The organism is Rhizobium bangladeshense, from assembly GCF_001662075.1.
GTDB lineage: Bacteria > Pseudomonadota > Alphaproteobacteria > Rhizobiales > Rhizobiaceae > Rhizobium > Rhizobium bangladeshense_B.
Map to the genome: position 1 here is coordinate 1 of NZ_LYPL01000015.1, position 20081 is coordinate 20081.

16 protein-coding genes are annotated in these 20081 nt (G+C 62.1%); 9 read left to right on the plus strand and 7 right to left on the minus strand.

Features of this window, described 5'->3' with window-relative positions:
* Nucleotides 1–287: 287 nt before the first annotated feature.
* The 5 genes from A7X77_RS24815 to A7X77_RS24835 all read right to left on the minus strand — a co-directional run bounded on the left by A7X77_RS24815 (nucleotide 288) and on the right by A7X77_RS24835 (nucleotide 5236).
* On the minus strand, nucleotides 288–1169 hold the full coding sequence (locus A7X77_RS24815; protein WP_064685497.1) for an ABC transporter permease: 882 nt from the start codon (nucleotides 1167–1169) through the stop codon (nucleotides 288–290).
* A gap of 11 nt (nucleotides 1170–1180) precedes the next feature.
* A complete protein-coding gene (locus A7X77_RS24820; RefSeq protein ID WP_064685498.1) occupies nucleotides 1181–1999 on the minus strand; it encodes an ABC transporter ATP-binding protein in 819 nt (272 codons plus the stop codon).
* A 93-nt stretch (nucleotides 2000–2092) separates the two neighbouring features.
* Nucleotides 2093–3106, minus strand: a complete 1014-nt coding sequence (locus tag A7X77_RS24825) for an ABC transporter substrate-binding protein (RefSeq protein WP_064685499.1) — start codon at nucleotides 3104–3106, stop codon at nucleotides 2093–2095.
* Between the two features lie 276 nt (nucleotides 3107–3382).
* Complete coding sequence (locus A7X77_RS24830) at nucleotides 3383–4111, minus strand: FadR/GntR family transcriptional regulator (protein ID WP_064685500.1); 729 nt, start codon at nucleotides 4109–4111, stop codon at nucleotides 3383–3385.
* Between the two features lie 117 nt (nucleotides 4112–4228).
* Nucleotides 4229–5236: a LacI family DNA-binding transcriptional regulator gene (locus A7X77_RS24835; protein ID WP_064685501.1), complete on the minus strand. Its 1008-nt coding sequence runs from the start codon at nucleotides 5234–5236 to the stop codon at nucleotides 4229–4231.
* A gap of 207 nt (nucleotides 5237–5443) precedes the next feature.
* On the opposite strand from A7X77_RS24835, the gene A7X77_RS24840 reads away from it, so the two are divergent.
* The 4 genes from A7X77_RS24840 to A7X77_RS24855 are packed head-to-tail and all read left to right on the plus strand — an operon-like array spanning nucleotide 5444 to nucleotide 9877.
* Nucleotides 5444–6766 (plus strand): alpha-L-fucosidase, encoded by a 1323-nt coding sequence (locus A7X77_RS24840; RefSeq protein ID WP_064685502.1) that lies wholly within the window; start codon nucleotides 5444–5446, stop codon nucleotides 6764–6766.
* Between the two features lie 49 nt (nucleotides 6767–6815).
* Complete coding sequence (locus tag A7X77_RS24845; protein WP_064685503.1) at nucleotides 6816–8036, plus strand: ABC transporter substrate-binding protein; 1221 nt, start codon at nucleotides 6816–6818, stop codon at nucleotides 8034–8036.
* Nucleotides 8037–8076: 40 nt separating this feature from the next.
* Nucleotides 8077–9003, plus strand: coding sequence for a carbohydrate ABC transporter permease (locus A7X77_RS24850; RefSeq protein ID WP_064685504.1), 927 nt, complete (start codon nucleotides 8077–8079; stop codon nucleotides 9001–9003).
* Nucleotides 8993–9877 (plus strand): carbohydrate ABC transporter permease, encoded by an 885-nt coding sequence (locus A7X77_RS24855; RefSeq protein WP_064685505.1) that lies wholly within the window; start codon nucleotides 8993–8995, stop codon nucleotides 9875–9877. Before A7X77_RS24850 ends, A7X77_RS24855 begins: the two co-directional genes overlap by 11 nt.
* A 109-nt stretch (nucleotides 9878–9986) precedes the next feature.
* Here the strand turns inward: A7X77_RS24855 and A7X77_RS24860 are convergent, their stop codons facing one another.
* Together A7X77_RS24860 and A7X77_RS24865 are read right to left on the minus strand one after the other, a co-directional pair.
* The gene (locus A7X77_RS24860; RefSeq protein ID WP_064685506.1) at nucleotides 9987–11249 is read right to left on the minus strand and encodes a DUF3422 domain-containing protein; all 1263 of its coding nucleotides are present in this window, start codon (nucleotides 11247–11249) and stop codon (nucleotides 9987–9989) included.
* Nucleotides 11250–11528: 279 nt separating this feature from the next.
* Nucleotides 11529–12809 (minus strand): ABC transporter substrate-binding protein, encoded by a 1281-nt coding sequence (locus A7X77_RS24865; protein ID WP_064685507.1) that lies wholly within the window; start codon nucleotides 12807–12809, stop codon nucleotides 11529–11531.
* 191 nt (nucleotides 12810–13000) lie between these two features.
* On the opposite strand from A7X77_RS24865, the gene A7X77_RS24870 reads away from it, so the two are divergent.
* Genes A7X77_RS24870 through A7X77_RS24890 form a run of 5 tightly spaced genes read left to right on the plus strand, consistent with a single transcriptional unit; the run spans nucleotide 13001 to nucleotide 20080 of the window.
* Nucleotides 13001–15523 carry a hypothetical protein gene (locus A7X77_RS24870; RefSeq protein WP_064685508.1) on the plus strand — a complete coding sequence of 841 codons (2523 nt, stop codon included), beginning with the start codon at nucleotides 13001–13003 and terminating at the stop codon, nucleotides 15521–15523.
* A gap of 18 nt (nucleotides 15524–15541) precedes the next feature.
* Nucleotides 15542–16636, plus strand: a complete 1095-nt coding sequence (locus tag A7X77_RS24875; protein ID WP_064685509.1) for a glycoside hydrolase family 88/105 protein — start codon at nucleotides 15542–15544, stop codon at nucleotides 16634–16636.
* Nucleotides 16633–17997, plus strand: coding sequence for a glycoside hydrolase family 28 protein (locus A7X77_RS24880; protein ID WP_064685510.1), 1365 nt, complete (start codon nucleotides 16633–16635; stop codon nucleotides 17995–17997). Before A7X77_RS24875 ends, A7X77_RS24880 begins: the two co-directional genes overlap by 4 nt.
* Nucleotides 17985–19091, plus strand: a complete 1107-nt coding sequence (locus A7X77_RS24885; RefSeq protein ID WP_064685511.1) for an ABC transporter ATP-binding protein — start codon at nucleotides 17985–17987, stop codon at nucleotides 19089–19091. The genes A7X77_RS24880 and A7X77_RS24885 overlap by 13 nt, the downstream gene beginning before the upstream one ends.
* 2 nt (nucleotides 19092–19093) lie before the next feature.
* Nucleotides 19094–20080 (plus strand): carbohydrate ABC transporter permease, encoded by a 987-nt coding sequence (locus A7X77_RS24890; RefSeq protein WP_064685512.1) that lies wholly within the window; start codon nucleotides 19094–19096, stop codon nucleotides 20078–20080.
* Nucleotide 20081: the final 1 nt, after the last annotated feature.

Below are 20081 nucleotides of genomic sequence, written 5' to 3' on the forward strand. Positions count from 1 at the left end.
CTGGTGCGCGCCAATCTCATGCACCGCCGCAGGATCGACCGCCTGCTGCAACCCACCGCCACTCCGCCACACCATCTCCACCAGATGAGCCTCCAATGGTGACGAATTTAAACCGGACAGCAGTGGCCTTGTGCCGAGGATCTGCTGCCCTATCGAACGGAGGCAGATGCTCGGCACAAGGCCGAGCATGACGAAACGGGGTGGGCTGGCCTTGCCATCAAACGCAGGAAGGCCGGGCTTTCACGCCCGGCCTTCCCTTGATCTGCCTTGGGAGGAAGCAGATCCGATTATTGTGTATCGAGCTGCTGCTGCGGCCGCCATTTCGCCAGGCGGTTCTCGATCAGCGTCATGATGTATTCGGCAACGAGTGTGACGACCATGACCAGCAGGATCGCCGCGAACATGCCGGCCGCGTCGAAGGTGCCCTTGGCGATCGAGATCAACTGGCCGATGCCGAAGCGGGCGCCGACGAATTCGCCGACGATCGCGCCGATGATTGCAAAGCCGAAGGAGACGTGCAGGCTGGCGAAGATCCAGCTCATCGCCGAGGGAATGACCACCGTGCGGGTCACCTGCCAGTCAGAGGCGCCGAGGATGCGGGCATTGGCGATCATGTTGCGGTCGGCCTCACGCACGCCCTGGAAGGCGTTGGCGAAGACGACGAAGAACACCATGATGAAGGCGAGCGCGACCTTGGACGGCAGGCCGAGGCCCATGATCATGATGAAGATCGGCGCAAGCACCACGCGGGGGATCGAATTGATCGCCTTGATGTAGACGGAGAAGATATCCGACAGAAAGCGGTTGCGGCCGAGGCCGATGCCGACGAAGACGCCGGTGATCGAACCGGCGAAGAAGCCGATCAGCGCCTCTTCCATCGTGACCCACAGATTGTACCAGAGCGACCCTTCGGTCGTGCCCTCGGTTGCCCATTCATAGAGACGCTGCAGAACGCCGCTCGGGCTCGAATAGAAGAACGGGTCGATCCACTGCATGCGCGAGGAGAGCTCCCACATGCCGATCACGAAGACCAGGATGGCGATCTGCCAGAAGCGCACCAGCGTGTTGCGCCGGCGCATCGCCTTCAATGCGGTGGCTTCGATCTCGGCATCGGATGTGCCCGGACGAAAGAGAGCGGCCGACCCGGCCTCGAGCGTGATGTGTGCCATGATATCCTCCCTCAGGCCGCTTCGCTTGCGCGGCGGTAGCTGGTTTCGACCTCTTCGCGCAGGTCTTCCCAGATCGTCTTGCAGTAATCGATGAAGCTTTGTTCGTAGCGGATCTCCGACACGATGCGCGGCCGGGGAAGATCGATCGTATAGACCGATTTGACGGTGGCCGGGCCGGCGGTCAGCACATAGATCTTGTCCGCAAGGGCTACTGCCTCTTCGAGGTCGTGAGTGACGAATACCACCGAGGCTTTGCGCTCCGCCCAGAGCTTCAGGAGTTCTTCATGCATGACTGTGCGGGTCTGCACGTCGAGCGCCGAGAAGGGTTCATCCATCAGCAGGATTTCAGGTTCGTTGATGAAGGTCTGTGCCAGCGAGACGCGCTTGCGCATGCCGCCGGAGAGCTGATGGGGATAGTGGTGCAGGAATTTCGACAGGCCGACGCGCGCCAGCCAGTCGCGGGCGCTCTTTTCCGCCTCTGTGTGTGACTTGCCGCGAAACAGCGGCCCGGCCATGACATTGTCGATGACGTTCTTCCAGGGGAAGAGTGCGTCGGTCTGGAACGCGAAGCCGACGCGCGGATCGATGCCGGTGATCGGTCCGCCCATCAGCCGGACTTCGCCGGCGGAGGGGCGTGCGAGGCCCGTCACGAGGTTGAGCGTCGTCGATTTGCCGCATCCGGTGGGGCCGACAACGGCGACGAACTCGCCGCGGGCAACCGTCATGTTGAAATCGCGCAGTGCCGTGAGCGACTTGCCGGTCGGCGAGACGAAGCGGCGGCTGACATTGATCAGCTCGATCGCCGGGACCTGTTTGTTGTCCTGTTGCATGGTGATACCTGAGGCGTGCTTGAGGGCGCGCACGCAATGCCCGTGAGCGAAGAGAGCCGCTCCCGCTTGGGAGCCGGGAGCGGCGCGACTGACTTACTTGACGTTCTTGGCGAATTCCGTCGTGTAGGTCTTGGAAAGGTCGATCTGCTTACCCTTGACGTTCTTGGAGAACTCCGAGAGCACGGCAAGCACGGTCTTCGGGCCGTCTTCCGGCATGACGCCATCCGGCGTGAACATGCCCTTGCTCTCTTCGAGAGCCTTGATGTAGCCATCCTTGTCGCCGACGTAGAAATCCTTCGGCATCTTGTCGGCGATTTCGGCGGCCGAATGCGTGTTGACGTATTTCAGCGTCTTAACGAAGGCGTTGGCGAGCTTCTGCGCCTCTTCCTTGTGTTCGTCGACCCAGGACGTTTCCATGTAGAGCGAGGCGGCCGGATAGGTGCCGCCGAGCGCCTGACGGGTCGCTTCGACCGTGCGCATATCGACGAGAACGCTCGCTTCTCCTGTCTTGATCATGCGCGAGATCGTCGGCTCCGTCGTCATGCCGGCCTGGATCTGATCCTGCTGCATGGCGGCGATGAAGGTGCTGCCAGCGCCGACGGGAATGGTGACGACATCGCCGGGCTTCAGGCCGGCCTTGGAGGCCATGTAAAGGGTCAGGAAATTGGTCGAGGAGCCGAGACCGGTGACGCCGAGGCTCTTGCCCTTGAAGTCGGCCGGCGACTTGATCTCCGGATGCTTGCTCGACACCATCTCGACCTCGCCAGGCGCCTGGCTGAACTGGACGATGGATTCGACGAACTTGCCCTTGGCCTGGAGGTCCACACAGTGATCGTAGAAACCAACGACGCCCTGGACGGCACCTGCCAGCAGCTGGTTCTCGGCATCGACGCCGGCCGCTTCGTTCAGAAGCTCGACGTCGAGACCCTCGTCCTTGAAGTAACCGAGGGATTCGGCGAGCTTGGCGGGCAGGTAGATCTGCTTTTCATAACCGCCGACCATGATGGTGATCTTGTCGGCCGCGTGGGCGGCGCTGGTGGTCAGCGATGCCGCAGCTATGAGGGCGGAAATAGCGACGGTGTGAAAAAGGCTGCGTGAAGAACGCATGGAAAACTCCTCCTAGTGGTTTACCCGCATCGTCGTCTCGCCACCTTTGACCCGTGTCTCCTCCACGATGCTGCCCTTTCCTATGACGCCGAAGCTTTCAACTGGCTTTCAGCCGCAGATGAGGGGACAGCCGGTCCATGCCGCATGCCGATTGCGGCCGCGCGGTATCCGCTACAATAGACGCAGCGACGCAATCGGCCAGCAGATTCGCTTGCTGCGGCCGGATGGAGGATTGGCCTTGTGATGCCTGAAGAGCAGCGGGGCTTCCCGCCGGCCTCAGCTTGTAAAGCTGCGCAGATCCTTCAGCAGGTTGCGATATCGCGCCTGGCTGCCGACCAGATGCTCGCGCATGGCGTTGCGCGCCGCCTGATCGTCCCTGTCGGAGATCGCGACGATGATCGCTTCATGTTCGCGGTGGATGAGCTTGCGATAGGCGGTCTGCTCGGCGGTTCTGGTTTCCGGGACAAGCCTCGACTGCGGGATGATCGCCGAGCCCTGGGATTCCAGGAAGTGCTTGAACAGCGGATTGTTCGTCGCCTCGGCGATGGCGACGTGGAGTTCCAGGTCCGCCTCTCGGATGGATTGGTCGGCCTCGATGCAATGGAGGATTTTCCGGTGGCATTCAAAGATCGCCTCCTCCTGCGCCGGTGAACGGCGGAGCGCGGCAAGCCCAGCCGCCTCGATTTCGACGGGCGTGCGGATTTCGAGCACTTCGAGATCGGAAGCGACGCGGGCCTTGTCGACCTTCCGGCCCGACATTGCCAGGTCGGGGCTGATCACGAAAATCCCGGCACCCTGTCGCACCTCCACCAGTCCATCGGAACGCAGCGCGGCGACGGCCTCGCGCACCACGGTTCGGCTGACGCTGTGCGTTTCGGTGAGTTCATGCTCGCTCGGAAGCTTGTCGCCGGCGGCATACTGGCCGCTCAAAATGGCTTGCCGAAGGCTTTCGCCGACCCGTGAGACCAGCGACCCCGAGCCCCTGCCGCGATCCTTCTCCTGCATAGCCACGCCTTCACCCCGCATCGGCCTTGATCCGGATGCCGGCGGCACTCCGAAATTTACGATTCATCACACATGTATGACAAATTCTCGGATCTTTCAATGGCAAGCGGGAAGTCCTCACAGCCGCCTGGTCGATTCCCCCCGCACGAATCTCGGCGTCAGGATGAAATCCTGCGGCGGCTCAGCGGCCGCCTCGGAGCTTGATATTCTTGCCAGCAGCCGCTGCGCCGCCAGTTCGCCGAGCTTCTGCGCATCCTGTACGACCATGGTGATGCGCGGCGTGATCACATTGCTCCAGGGCACGTCATCGACCATCGCCAGCGATACGTCCTCAGGGCAGCGAAAACCCATTTCCTGCATCACCTGCAGCGTTGCGAGCCCCATCATGTTGTTGGCGCCGATGATGGCGGTCGGCCGGTCGCGACGGGTGAGCAGCCGCATCGCCTGGGTATGGCCGCCGGACCTGGTGTAGCCGCCTTCGGTGACCAGTGACGGATCGACATCGACGCCGGCGGCCGCCATCGTGTCCATGAAGCCCTTCAGGCGTTGGTCGGCGGTGTGCAGGCCGCGCGGGCCGGAGATGAAGGCGATGCGCCGGTGGCCGAGCTGCAGCAGGTGCTCGGTCAGGATGGTCGTCGTCAGCGGATTGTCGGAACCGACGAAATCGCGCTCTGCACCTTCTACCTTCTGGTCGAACATGACGATCGGGGTTTTGAAGTCGCGCAGGAAAGCGGCGTATTCCTCGCCGTGGCCGTTTGTTGCCAGCGCAATGCCGGCGATCTTCTGGGCTTCCATCCGCTCCAGGAGCGCCCGTTCGAGATCAGCCCTGCCGGAGGAGTCGGCGATCAGCACGAAATAGCCGTGGTCGAGCGCCTGGTGCTCGATCTCGCGGCGGATATCGCCGAAGAACATGTTGCCGAGATTGGCGGACACGAAACCGATGAGCGAGCTGCGCCCGCGCGCCAGCGTCTGGGCCACCGGATCGATACGGTAGCCGGTCGCTTTGATCGCCTGCTGGATGCGGTCGAGCGTCTCGGCGCCGACCCGTTTCGGGCTGTTGAGCGCGAGCGAGACGGTCGAGATCGAAACCCCTGCCAGGCGCGCGACATCTCGTATGGTCGTCATATTTATCGAACCGGTTCTAAAGCCCTTTTTCTGTCAGATTTTCATGTCCTGCGCAACTTATCCCGGTCTGTAGGCTAAAATCGAAGCGCTCGGCTGCTTCCAGGCAATTTCCGAATTTCAGCTTGACAGACACGGGATCAAGCAAGATGATCAGTTACCGAACCGGTTCGATATGATGTCGAGCCGGAAAACAGGGAGGAGAAACCTGTGACGAGTTCGGAACGCCAGCAGGAAAATCCTGAAACGTTGGGTGCGGGCAAGCACGCCTGGTTCAGCCATGATCGCCTTGGCATGTTCATCCATTGGGGCCTTTACGCTCTGGGGGCGCGGCATGAGTGGTTGAAGAACCGCGAAGAACTGAGCGACGACCATTACCAGCGTTATTTCGAGAATTTCGATCCCGATCTCTACGATCCCAAGACCTGGGCGCGCCGCGCCCGGCTTGCCGGCATGAAATATGTCGTGGTGACGACCAAGCATCATGAAGGCTTTTGCCTCTGGGACAGCAAGGTGACCGACTACAAGGCGCCGAACACGCCCTGCGGCAAGGATTTGCTGACGCCGCTGGTCGAAGCGTTTCGCGCCGAAGGGCTGAAGATCGGTTTTTACTATTCGCTGCTCGACTGGCACCATCCTGACTTTCCGATCGATGTCCACCATCCCTTGCGCAACCATCCCGATGCCGAGGCGCTGAATTCAGGGCGAAACATCGCCAATTACGCCGCCTATATGCGCGAACAGGTGCGCGAGCTTCTGACAGGCTTCGGCCGTATCGACATCATCTGGTTCGATTTCAGCTATCCCGGCCGCGAATATCGCGGTCTGCCCGGTAAGGGGCGCGCGGACTGGGAGAGCGAGCGGCTGCTGGATCTGGTGCGTGAGTTGCAGCCCGAAATCATCGTCAACAACCGACTCGACCTGCCGCCGGGCAAGCTGCCCGATGTGACGACGCCGGAGCAGTATACGCCGCGCGTGGCGCCTGCGATTGCCAGCCAGGGAGTGCTCTGGGAGGCCTGCCATACCTTTAGCGGCTCCTGGGGCTATCACCGCGACGAGGACAGCTGGAAGAGCCCTGAGCAGATCATTCAGCTGCTCATCGATTCCGTCGCGCTCGGCGGCAACCTCTTGATGAATGTCGGCCCGACCGGCCGCGGCACCTTCGATGCGCGCGCCATCGCCGCCCTGGAAGTCTACCAGGACTGGATGGCCGTCAACGCACGCTCGATCTACGGAGCCGGTCCGTCCAGCTTCCCGGCGCCGGCCGGCTGCCGATACACCCAGCGCGGCAACCGCATCTATCTGCATGTCTACAACTGGCCCTACCGCCACATTCATATCGAAGGTATCGCCGACAGGATCGCCTATGCGCAGTTCCTGCACGACGCCAGCGAAGTGCGCTGGCTCACCCCGACGAAGGACGTGGACTCCAATATCGGCGTGATGGTGCCGGAGGGCATGATCACGTTCGAACTGCCGGTCAGGCGACCTGACGTTACCGTCCCGGTGATCGAGATCGTCCTCAAGGCGTGAACTCGGTCGCATTCGCATGCTCTTTGCGTCATGGAGGGAGGAGAAACCCATGAAGGTTCTGAAGAAAACGCTTTTGCTTGCCGCAGTCGGCGGCAGCCTCTTTGCTACAACAGCATCGGCCGAACAGATCAACCTGACTTGGCAGATGTGGACCGGTTCCGAGGCCGATACCAAGGGCTGGCAGCACCTGGCCGACATGGTGACCGCCAAATACCCCGATATCAAAGTGACGCTGACGACGACGGGCTGGGTCGATTACTGGACGCGGCTGCCGGTGCTGGCGGCGTCGGGCCAGCTCGCCGACATCGTTTCGATGCAGTCGCTGCGGATGCCGAATTTCTATTCCTTGCTCGAACCTCTGAACGAACGGATCGAGGCGGACAAATTCGACATCGGCGCCTTTACGCCATCGATCATCGGCGGCATGTCGGTTGATAAGCAGCTTTATGGTCTACCCTATGACGTTGGTCCCTGGGTCGTCTATTATAACCAGGATGCGCTTGAAGCTGCAGGTATCCCGCTGCCGAAGCCGGGCTGGACGCTCGCCGAATTTACCGATGCCGCCAAGAAGCTGACAAAAGACGGCAAGTACGGCTTCGGGATCACTCCGCAAAACTATTCCGTCCTGGCGGCGGCTTGGGGTGACAAATATGTCAACGATGCCGGAGAGCTCGATCTTACCAATCCAAGCGCCATTGCCGCCGCCGAAAAAGTGATCGGTTTTCCCGCCAAGGACAAGATCGCGCCGCTGGTGCCGTCGAGCGCCGATGTCGGCACATTCATCCAGGGCCGGTTCAATTCGGGTAACGTCGCCATGTATGTCGACGGACCTTGGTCGATCATCGGCATGAAGGACAAGGCGAAATTCAAGATCGGCCTCACCACCCTGCCGCGCGAAGACGACAAGGACCTTGCCGCTGTCACGGCGGGCTCCGGCTTCGGCATCGCCACGACGAGCAAGAACAAGGATGCGGCCTGGAAGGCGATCCAGGTGCTGACCAGTCCGGAGGCATTGCAATATCTCGCCGAACAGGGCCGCGCGCTGCCGGCACGAACGGCCTCGCAATCCTCCTGGTACAAGGTGGCGGCCAAGGACATCACCAATGGCGGCGAGGCGCTCGATTATTCGCTGGCGCATTCGGTACCCTATGTGATCACCAACAACTGGGCGGCGGTGGAAAACCTGTTCAACCAGTATTTCCCGCCCGCCTTCGGCGGCAGCGCCGACGCCAAGCAGACGATGGAGTCCATCCAGAGCCTCGCGCAGTAATAGAGCGCGGCGGCGGGATTTGCCGCCCACGGAGGAAGAGATGTCGGAAAGCGCCGTCGCCGAAATCAGCCTGCAGCCCGGTCAGCCTCGGCGCCTTCTGAAGCCGGAGACGCAGACAGCCATGCTGTTCCTGCTGCCGAGTTTCCTCGGCTTCATGATCTTCATGGCGCTGCCGATCCTGGCGTCGCTGGCACTGTCGTTCACCAACTGGCAGTTGCTGACGACGCCGTCCTTCGTCGGCTTCCAAAATTATATCAAGCTCTTTACCGTCGATCCCGCTTTCTACACCATCCTCGGCAATACGCTGTTTTTCGCGGTGGAATATCTGGCGCTGAATATCATCATTTCGCTGACGCTCGCGGTCTGGATATCGAGCCTCAAGCGCGGCAAGGCGATCTTCCGGGTGATCTTCTTCCTGCCGACCTTCACCCCGACGATCGCAGCCTCTGTGGTGTGGCTGCTGATCTTCACGCCGGACGGCCTCGCCGACAACGTCATCCGCTGGCTCGGCCTCGGCCTGCCGAATTTCCTGCTGAGTTCGAGCTGGGCCATGCAAGCGGTCGTGCTCGTCACGCTCTGGGCCAATGTCGGCTACAATGTCGTGATGTTCAACGCCGCGCTCGACCTGGTGCCGAAACACTATCTCGAAGCGGCGATGATCGACGGGGCGGGGCCCTGGCGGCGCTTCTGGCGCATCCGCCTGCCGCTCATCTCGCCGACGGTCTTCTTCGCCACCGTCATGACGGCCATCACCTCGCTGCAGGTTTTCGACGAAATCTTCGCCATGACGCGCGGCGGCCCGGGCTCGGCGACGGCGACACTCGGCTTCGCCATCTACCAGAAGGGCTTCACCAATTTCCAGATGGGTTATGCCTCGGCGCTGGCCTGGGTAATGTTCGTCATGATCATGGGCCTCACCATCCTGCAGTTCCACATGCAGCGCAAATGGGTGCATTATGACGACTGACGCGAGCTCACGGCACCCGCACTCCCAGTCTCGGAACCGGCACCGCATCCTGCGGCGGATCGGCACCTTCATCAGCTATGCCGGACTTTCGCTGATCGCGCTGCTCTTTCTCTTTCCGTTCTTCTGGATGGTGTCGAACGCAGTGCGCTCGAATAACGAAGTGCTGGCCGTGCCGGTGCGCATCCTGCCTGAGGAATATCAGTGGGGCAATTTCGTCGAGGCGCTGGTTTCGCTGCCCTTCGGCACGTTCCTGATGAATTCCTTCATCGTCGCCTGCGGTGTGACCGCGATCGTACTCGTGGTCTCCTGCCTCTCGGCCTATGCTTTTGCCCGCCTACGGTTTCCCGGACGGGAAGGGTTGCTGCTCACCTATCTCAGCACGCTGATGATCCCGCAGGTGATGCTGGTCATCCCGCTCTTCCTCGTCGTCAGCAAGCTCGGCTGGATCAACACCTATCATGGTATGATCCTGCCGGTCGCCTTCTCTTCTTTCGGCACCTTCCTGCTGCGGCAGTTCATCCTCGGCATTCCTAAGGATCTCGACGAGGCGGCGATGATGGACGGGGCGTCTCGCCTGCGCATCCTGGTCACCGTCATTGTGCCGCTCGCCATGCCGGCGATCGGGCTCCTGTCGCTGTTCACCTTCATCGCGCAGTGGAAGAGCTTCCTCTGGCCGCTGATCGCCACCAGCGGCCTCGACAAAGCCACGCTGCCGCTCGGGCTCACCTTGTTCCAGACGCAGCAGGGCACCTCGTGGAACTACATCATGGCCGGCGCGACAATATCCATGGTGCCGGGCGTCATTCTCGCGATCGTGCTGCAGCGGGTGATCTACAAGGGCATCACCGTCGGCTCCGGCTTCGGCGGGCGGTAATATCTCGAAAACAAAGACGTGATGCCGTCGCAAGAATGCTTCCATCTAACCGGGTAGGGCTCTAACGCAGCGAAGAGAACGCCGCCGCCTCGAAAGGGCGGCGGTCGCGTCAGTGGCTTCCGGCTGCCGGAGCGTGCGGCGTGCCCGTGATGCTTTTGCGGACATGGCGAACCGCGGTCCAGACGGCGAAGAGCACGAGCGGGATGGCGCCAAGAACGGCGAGTTTCGTCACATGTGGATCGACACCCAAGGCGGAGATGCTCTCGAGGCAGATCTTCGCGAGCCCGATGGTGTAGTAGGTGATGGCGATGACGGAGAAGCCTTCGACCGCCTGCTGAATATGCACCTGGATGCGCGCCCGCTCTTCCATCGAGGTCAGCAGCGAGGCATTTTGATCTTCGAGCTGAACCTGCACGGTGGTTCTGAGCAGGTCTCCGGCCAGGCTGACGCGTTCGGCCAGTTCGTCGAGGCGCCGCTCTGCCGCATAGACCGAGCGGACAGCCGGTTGGAAGCGGCGGTCGATGAACGTGCCCAGCCTTTGTCTTTGCTCGACGCGTTCCTCGCGAAGCTCCGACAGCCTGCTCGCCACGATCTCGGCATAGGCTTTCGTCGCGCCGAAGCGGTGGCGGGCGAGTGCCGAGAAGTTCAGCACATCCGAGGAGAGTCTCGTCACTTCGGATAACAACGCTTTGTCGACTTTGACGGCACTCTGCATATGGCTGATCAGGAGGTCGAGGCGTTGGTCGAAGGTGGAAAGCTTCGAGACGGTCTCGCGCGCCATCGGCAACGCCAGTAGCGCCATCATCCGATACGTCTCGATCTCCAGGAACCGCCGAACCATGCGGCCGGTACGATAGGCATTGAGGTTGCGGTTGAAGAACAGAAACTCGACGAAGCCGCTGTCGGTCAGTCGAAAGTTCGAATGCACCTCGGCGTCGCCGCCGCCGACCCGCGAAGCGACATAGTCGAGCTTGGGTTTCTCTAGGGTGCGCTCGTCCTTTTCGTCACGCACCAGCACGCGAACGGCCGCTATCACCTTTCCGCCAATCTGGCTGCAGCAGGCTCGAAAGGCTTCCGGCGGGTTGCTGCCGGGTTCGGCCGACGCCGGCACGACGAAGGTGAGGGTCAAAAACTCGGTATGGGCTTCCCATTTCAGCCGGCCGTCGCCGACGCGGCCGATGCCGTGGTTGCCCTCGCCGGTCGTGGTGACATCTTCCAATCCCGGCAGGGAGCCGGGCAGCGAAGGAGGGCCGTTCTCGCCGACGATGGCGACGTGCCAGACATCGGTATCGCCATCGAAGTAGAGCGAGGGGCGCGCATGGAGCTCGTTGTGAAGTTCCCTTCGCAGCGGATGCTCGGAGCCGAGTGGCATGGAGATGCACCTCAATGGGCTGGACTGCCGCCGGTTTTCGCCGGCTTCAGTAAGTTGAGCCTGACGCCGGCGCGCCGCGCAGGCCGACAACGCCTATAGCCGCTCGTGAAGCGCGTGTCACGATGCCAAAGACCCGTCCTTTCCACCCGCGCGCATCTGCCGCGGCGCTTCGCCCGATTGGCAGAGCGAGGCGGGGCGCATCAGAAAAACGATCAGCCACGGCCTGTTGCGAGGCCGTGGCTGATGCAGCGCGCAATCTATGGGAGACAGGCGCGGCCGTTACTTGTTGGCGGCGAGTGCCACGTTGACCTTGTCAACGTCAGCGCTCATCGCCTTGAAGGTGTCTTCGAGGGAAAGCTCTCCGACGATCAACTGGCTCATCCGCTGGACGATCAATTGGTAGATGGCCCCAGATCCCTTGAGCCGTTCCAGGTCGCGGGCGGCCTGCGGCGCGCTGTTGCGGGCGGCGAGGAAGACGGCCATGGCGTCCTTGGCATTCTGGCTGTCGAGCTTGTACTGCGGATCCTTGATGTCGGCGCCGGTCAGGATGACGTAGTTTTCGGCGATTTCACGCTGGATCTTTTCGGAACCGAGGAACTCGATGAAGGCGGCCACGGCCTCAGGATGCTTGGTGCGCTTGAAGCCGACGATCGCGGTACCGCCAGGCATCGCATAGCAGCCGGCATCGCCGCAGGGTGCGCTGATCGCCGTCCAGTCGAAGGCGTCGCCGATCTTCTTCTGGAACGGATTGACCATCCAGTTGCCGGCAAGATAGGTCACGACATTGCCATTGACGAACTCGTCACCCATGTTCTTGTACTGGGTTCCGCCGGCCGCCCCCCACATTTCCTTCGGGAAAGAGCCGTCCTTCGTCCAGTTGTAGAGATCGGTGATGTAGCGCTTGGCGGCATCGTCGGGGAAGGAGAACTTGCCGTCCTTGACGTAGTTCGAGCCGTAGGAGAAGGCAGCACCCGAGAAGCGATGGCCCGAGCGGTCCATCGTGAAGGGGATCTGGGCACCGGTCGCCTTGGCGACGCGCGCCGAGGCTTCGACGATGTCCTTCAGCGTGGCGGTCGGCTTCGGAAGCGGTTCTTTCGCCTGCTCGAACAGCGTCTTGTTGACGAAGGGCAGGTTGAAGGTCTGCGAGGCGACGTAGCCGTTGATCGAACTCGGATCGTTGACGCCGGGGAAACGAAGCGTGTTGAGGCTGTCGCCGTGCAGCTTGGCGAAACCGTCGGGATCCTTCATCAGCGGCCGCATGTCGAGGTAATAGGGGGCCAGCTGCCAGTCGGTGATCTTGGCGATGTCGGGACCTTCGCCGATGGCAAGCTGCACCGGCAGCTGCTTGGCAACGGCATCATAGCCCGACGAGACGAAATTCACCTTGATGTCGGGATGCGCCGTCTCGAATTCCTTGCTCAGCGCTTCCATCCGCTCGACATAGGCCTGGTCGTCGTCGGTGAAGAGAAAGGTGATCGTCTGGGTTTCCGCCATGGCCGCGCTTGCGAAAGACACGGTGGCCAGCGCCAGTGCAAAAGCCCCTGAAAGATACGTTTTCATTTTCATCCTCCCATGAAAACATTTTCATCAATCGCGGCATCGGCCATCGATTAAGTGAATTTCATATACTTGACATTCGTTCCGTCAAGCTATTTTCTACGCGACTGGCGATGTTTTTGAGAAATTTTCGAAAATACGCACTCAAATTACCTAATGAAAATATTTTCATATGATTGCGGAGGAGGCGATCTGTGAAAGCGGAAAGCATCAAGCAGCCGGACGACATGGCGCCAGCCTATAGCGTGGCCGAGGGGCAGACGATCACGGCATGGGCCGTTTCCACCCTCGTCGAAAACTATTTTCCCGGCGAGCCGGCCCCTGCCGAAGATCGCGTGAACTACCGCTTCATCAACGGTTTCGTCGATGTCGGCGACCTGCCTTGCCGCAAGGCTTTCTGGTCCACCATGGTCGGCCGCGATCTCGCCCCCGACACCTCCTGGCCGGCCGAAAGCCTCTATCTTCCCGGCTCGAACCGCCGCGTCGAATTCACCAGCTTCTGGCATGTGCCGACACATGTCAGGCGCTGGCTGAAGGGCACGTTCAGGACAGATGCCCCACGCATGCTTAATCTCGCGCTCAAGACCTGCGGCGGCGTTCGCATATGGGTCAACGGGCAGGAGGCAGTGCGTTTCGAGCCGTTCAAGCGCAACACCGAGAGCGCAACCGAGATTGTGCTGCCGCTCGACGCCGGCGACAACGAGATTCTCGTCCACACCGAAGATCTCGCGGAACGCGATACGACCTGGTTCTTCGAGCTCGAAATGCTGGGCAAGGAGCCGCTCTCGGTTCTGCTGCCGGTCGCGCTCGATCAGGACGAGGTGCGTGAGCTGGAAGCCCTTGTGCGAGGCGTGCGCCCGGCGCGCGACGTCTTTGTCAACCAGCCGCTGGAAATCGTCTTCGATGCCGCGCCCGAGCGCGACCTGCCGGTGGAGATCAAGGTCGTCGGCCACGGCCATGAGCGGCCGGTTCTCGCCCATGCGAAACTGACCCTTCACGCCCATCAGGGCCGTCTGGTCGCCGAGGATGTCTGCGGCATTGCGGACGGTTATCATGGCATCCACATGACGATCGGCTCCGGTCCTGGCTCCGTCACTCGCGTCATCGATGCCGCCTTCATGAGCAGCATCTCGCCATTGCCGGTAGAGGCGTCGCTTTCCGCGCGCAAGCGCCAGGCGCTGGAATACAGCGCCCGCTTCGGCGCCAGTCGCGCCGGGCGCCTCATCGCGATGATGGAAACCGGCCTCATCGACCAGGAAAGCTTCGATGGCATCATCGACGCGACCCTCGCCTCCATCGATGCGCGCGAGGATTGCTCCGATTTCATCATGGTGCCGCTGCTCTGGCTGCTCGGCGCCTATGGCGACCGGATGCCGGACGCGACGGTCGAACGCATCCGCCGTTCCGTCCTTTCCTACCGCTACTGGGTCGACGAGCCGGGCAATGACGCCATGTGGTTCTGGAGCGAGAACCATGTGCTCTGCTTCCATACCAGCCAGCTGTTGGCCGGGCTTCTCTTGCCCGACGAGGTCTTCTCGGCCTCGGGCCGCACCGGACGGCAGCAGGCGGAACTCGCCGTCGAACGTCTTGGGCGTTGGTTCGACAGCGTCGAGGCCCATGGTCTCGCGGAATGGAACTCAGCCGCCTATTATCCGATCGATTTCATCGGTCTGCTGGCGCTGGAGCGCTGGGCCGAGAGCGCGATCGCCGATCGCGCCCGCGGTCAGATCGACCTCATCTTCCGCATGATCGCGCTTCATACGCTCGCAGGCGTTCCCGCGGGCTCCCAGGGCCGCGCTTACGACAAGGAGCTGCGCGCCGGCCCGCTGACCGAGCTTGCGCCCTTCGCCCAGGTCGCCTTCGGCACCGGCTGGCTCAACAACGGTGTCGCGGCACTCACGATGTTCTGCGCCGGCAATTATGAGCCGCCGGCCGATCTGGCCGAGCTTGCTTCGCTGGCGCGGGGAAGAAACGTCGAGGCGCGTTACAGCCAGGGGCTGGAGAGCGGAAAGCTCGTGCTGTTCAAGAACGAGGCGGCGCAGCTTTCGACGGTCGTCGATCACAAGACCGGCCGGAAGGGACACCAGCAGCATGTTCTGGATATCAGGCTCGCCGGCCATCCGATGGCAAGGCTCTGGGTCAACCATCCGGGCGAAGACGATCCCTGGGGCAATCAAAGACCGTCCTATTGGGCCGGCAACGGCATCCTGCCGCGTGTCGCCCAGCATCGCGATGTCGCCCTGCTGGTCCAGGACACGGGTGACGCACGCCACGCCTGGACGCATGCCTATATCGGCCGCGACGGCCTCGACGATCTGATCGTCGAAGACAAGTGGTTGATCGCCCGGTCGGGCGGGGGATTTGCCGCCCTCTGGGCGTCGAACGGCCTGGAGCGGGTTACCGACGGCCCGACGGCTGGCCGCGAGGCGCGCTCCTACGGACCGCTCTGCGGTTGGGCGGCCATCGTGGCATGCGGCAATGGCGACGCCTTCAAAGCCTTCCTCGAGCGGCTTTGCCAGACAAAGGTTTCCTTCGATCCCGCGCTTCGGCATCTCTCCCTGACACCGCCGGGCGGCCCGGCGCTCTCCCTCTCTTATGCGGACGGTCTTTCGATAGCCGGCAAGCCCCGGCCGTTCACGCATGATCAGCCGCACCCGATCCTCACCCACGACAGCGCAACCTTCGACGCCGCCGCCGACGGGCCGTTTTACTCCTAGAAAACATAGGACTTCAGCATGAACATAGCATCTGTCGACAACGCCGCTCTCCTGACGACGATCGATCGTGTGGCGACGGCTTTCAGCCGGCTCAGGGGCATCAAGGAAGGTCTCGTGACTGACAGCGCCGCTTCGGGCATCCAGTTCGACGAATGGGACTGGGAAGTCGGCGTCGGCCTTTACGGTTTCCTCCGTCGCGCGATTTCCGCCAACGACCAGAAGGCGTTGCAGGAGCTCGTCGCCTGGTACAGCGCCCAGATCGAACGCGGCCTGCCGCCGCGCCAGATCAACAGCACGGCGCCGATGCTGCCGCTCGCCATCCTTGTCGAGCATGTCGACCGCCCGGATTTCCGCGCCCTCGTCGAGGATTGGGCCGAATGGCTGGTCAAAGAGCTGCCAAAGACGGAGGAAGGTGGCTTCCAGCACGTCGTCAAGGAACGACTCAACGACGGCGAATTGTGGGACGACACGCTGTTCATGGCCTGCCTGTTCCTTGCCCGGGCCGGCGTGCTCTGCCAGCGCAACGACTGGATCGACGAGGCCGTCTATCAGTTCGTGATCCACACACGCTATCTCTCCGATCCGGTGAGCGGGCTTTGGTATCACGGCTGGACCTTCAACGGCCGGCACAATTTCGCCAATGCCTTCTGGGCCCGCGGCAATGCCTGGATCACCGTCGCAATTCCCGAGCTCTTCGATCTCGTGCCGACGCTCGGCGAGAAGGACCGGCGGTTCCTATCGAACGTCCTCGTCAGCCAGGTGCGTTCCCTGAAAGCATATCAGCGGCCGGACGGCATGTTCACGACGCTGCTCGACGATCCTTCTTCGCCGCTGGAAACCTCGGCCACGGCCGGCATCGCCTATGGCATTCTGCGCGCCATCGACGCCGGCATTCTCGACGAGAGCGACCGGGTTCATGCGGAGCGCGGGCTGAAAGCCGTGCTGGCGCAGATCGACGAGGAAGGCGTCGTCCACGGCGTTTCGGACGGCACGCCGATGGGCCATGACCTCGATTTCTACCGTCGCATCCCGAACCTGCCGACGCCCTACGGCCAGGCGCTGACCATGCTGCTGCTGACCGAAGTTCTTATCGAAAGCGGCCGACGCCAATGAGTGCCACCTCCCGCGTCTCGATCAAGGCGTTCGACGGCGACAACACCGATGGCCTGCAGGCGGCGATCGACGATCTTTCGGCTTCCGGCGGCGGACGCCTGGAGCTCCTGGCGGGCATCCACCTCTGCCGGGGGCTTCGGCTGCGCTCCGGCGTCGATCTGCACCTTGCCGCCGGGGCCATCCTGCGGCCGCTTCCCGATTATGCGGCTTACGCCCATACGACGGTCTCTGTGATCGCCGAAAAATCCGATCGCGGCATGATCGTGGCGAGGGATGCGCGGCGGATCGCCCTGACGGGGGAAGGGCGCATCGAAGCTGGCTGCGAGAGCTTCATCATCGGGGACGACGAGAGCGTCGGCACCTTCATCCCGGCCGAATTCCGTCCGCGTGTCGTCGTCTTCGAAGGCTGCGACGAGGTCGAGATCAGTGCCATCACGATCAGCCGCTCGCCAATGTGGACGCTGCATTTCGTCGACTGCACCGATCTTTCGGTCCGCAACGTCACGATCGAAAACGACCGCCGCCTGCCCAATACCGATGGCATCGTGCTCGACGCCTGCCGCGGCGCCATCATCGAGGATTGCACGATATCGACGGCCGACGACGGCATATGCCTGAAGACGAGCATAGGGCCCGACGGTGTGGCCATCGGGCGATGCGAGAACATTCTCGTGCGCCGCTGCGCTGTTCAGAGCCTTAGCTGCGCGCTGAAGATCGGTACGGAAACGCATGGAGATGTCAGCAACGTCGTGTTCGAAGATTGCAGCGTTTCGTCTTCCAACAGGGCACTCGGCATCTTCTCCCGCGACGGCGGCCGGATATCGAATGTGAGGTTTTCGCGTATCGCGGTAGAGTGCGTGGAAACACCGGATGGTTTCTGGGGTTCGGGCGAGGCGCTGACCGTCAACGTCGTCGATCGTATTGCCGAACGGCCTGCCGGCGCCGTCGAAAATCTTATCGTCGAAGACATGACCGGCCACATGGAAGGGGCGATCACCATCATCGCGGCCGCGCCGGCGGGCATCCGCAACGTGTCGCTCGCCCGGATCTCCATCGATCAACAGCCCGGTCAGCTCGGCACCGGCCGGACTTACGACCTGCGTCCGACCAATGCCGATCTCGCGCCGAAGACCGATGGCGGCGGACGCGCCAATGCCTGGACCCGGGGCGCGGATGGCCGGGTGATCGGCCTGCGGGACTATCCCGGCGGTATGCCGGCCGCCTACGTGGCCGGCGTTGCCGGGACATTGATGAACGAGGTGCGGATCAATAGGCCGACACCGCTGCCGCAAGGCTGGAACGCAATCGACGTCGTCTTCGAAACGGCGGCACCTGATGGGAGTGGGGCATGGCAGAACTGAAACTTTCCACCGTCAACAAGTCGTATGGCTCCGTCAAAGTGCTGCATGACGTCGAACTCGATATCAAGGACGGCGAGTTCGTCGTCTTCGTCGGCCCGTCGGGCTGCGGCAAGTCGACCCTGCTACGCGTCATTGCCGGCCTCGAAGAGGTCACGTCGGGCGCAATTGCGATCGGCCGCCGCGATGTCAGCGCCCTTTCGCCGGCCGAGCGCAAGATCGCCATGGTCTTCCAGTCCTATGCGCTTTATCCGCATATGAGCGTGCGCAAGAATCTCGCTTTCGGCCTGGAGAATCTGAAGTTCAAGCGCGCTGAGATCGACGCTCGCATTGCCGAAGCCGCCAGGATGCTGGCGATTGAACCCTATCTCGACCGGCGCCCGAAGCAGCTTTCGGGAGGTCAGCGCCAGCGCGTGGCGATCGGCCGGGCGATCGTGCGCGAGCCCGACATTTTCCTCTTCGACGAGCCGCTGTCCAATCTCGATGCGGCGCTGCGCGTCCAGACCCGGGCGGAGATCACCAAGCTCCACCGCGAGATCAAGACGACGATGATCTATGTGACGCACGACCAGGTCGAGGCGATGACGATGGCCGACAAGATCGTCGTGCTGCGCGCCGGCCGCGTCGAGCAAGTCGGGGCGCCGCTCGAACTCTTCGACCATCCGCGCAATCTCTTCGTCGCAGGCTTCCTCGGCTCGCCGCGCATGAACATCGTCAAGGGCAAGGTCGCAGCTATCGACGAGAGCGGCGTGGTCATCGATGTCGCCGGCGGCGGCAGGATCGTCAGCGATGTCGATCCCACGGGCATCACGGTCGGGCAGGACGTGCTTGCCGGCATAAGGCCCGCGCATTTTTCCCGTTCCGGCGAAAAGGGCCTGCCGTTCATCGTCCAGTATCACGAGGGACTCGGCACCGAGACCTATGTCTATGGCAATCTTGCCGGGCAGGAGGAGCAGATCATCATTCATGAAGCCGGCCATTTCGCGCCCGCTCAGGGTGACCGGATCATGATCGATGCTGATCCGGCCCGCGTTCATCTGTTCGATCCCGAAAGCGGCCTGGCTTTTGCCCGCCGATCGGGGCAGGGGAGGCGCTGACCATGGCTGCTGCTGCATTGCTCTCCCAGGCGGGCGACACGGCGATGAAGGCGGTCGAGGCTCCGATGAATGCGTTCGAGCGCCTCGTCGGCCGCAAGCGCATGCCTTGGCTGTTTCTGGCGCCGAACCTCGTTCTCTTCGCCATCTTCACATTCCTTCCGATCGCTATCGCGGTCGGTTACGCCTTCACCGGCGGCACCAATCTTTTCGTCTCGGAGCGACCCTTCGTCGGCTTCGACAATTTCCGCGCCCTGCTTTCCTGCGGCAACTACCTGCAGCCGGGAACCTGCCAGGAATCGTTGTTCTGGACCGCGGTGTGGAACACGCTCTGGTTCGTCGCATTGAACGTCACCGCCACTTTGCTGGTGGCGCTGATCACGGCGCTGATCCTCAACCGTGCGATCTTCGCGCGCGGCTTCTTCCGGGCGATGTTCTTCTACCCCGTTCTGCTGTCGCCCGTCGTCATCGGCCTGATCTGGAAATGGTTCCTCGATCGCAACGGACTGCTGAACGCCTTCTTCCAGATGCTCGGCGTTCCCCCCGAAATTTTCCTGCTCGATGTCGGCTGGTCGCGCTTCTTCGTCGTGGTCGTCTCCGTCTGGTTTCACATGGGTTTCTACACCCTCATCCTGCTTGCCGGTCTCCAGGCGATCCCGAAGGAACTCTATGAGGCTGCCTCCATCGACGCCGCTTCGCCCCGCCGCACGCTGTTCAGGATCACGCTGCCGCTGCTGGCGCCGAACCTGCTGGTTGTCTTCATCCTGCTGATGATCAAGTCCGTGCAGATCTTTGACGAGGCGTGGGTTCTGACGAATGGCGGCGGGCCGGGCACGGCCAACAGCTTCATCGTCCAATATATCTACCAGATGGCCTTCAGCAGCGATCTTCGCCTTTTCGGCCTTGCTTCGGCCGCCTCGGTTTTGATGGGGCTGGTGCTTCTGGTTCTCACCCTCATCCAGCTGCGTCTTGGCAAGCGAATGGAGTCCTGAG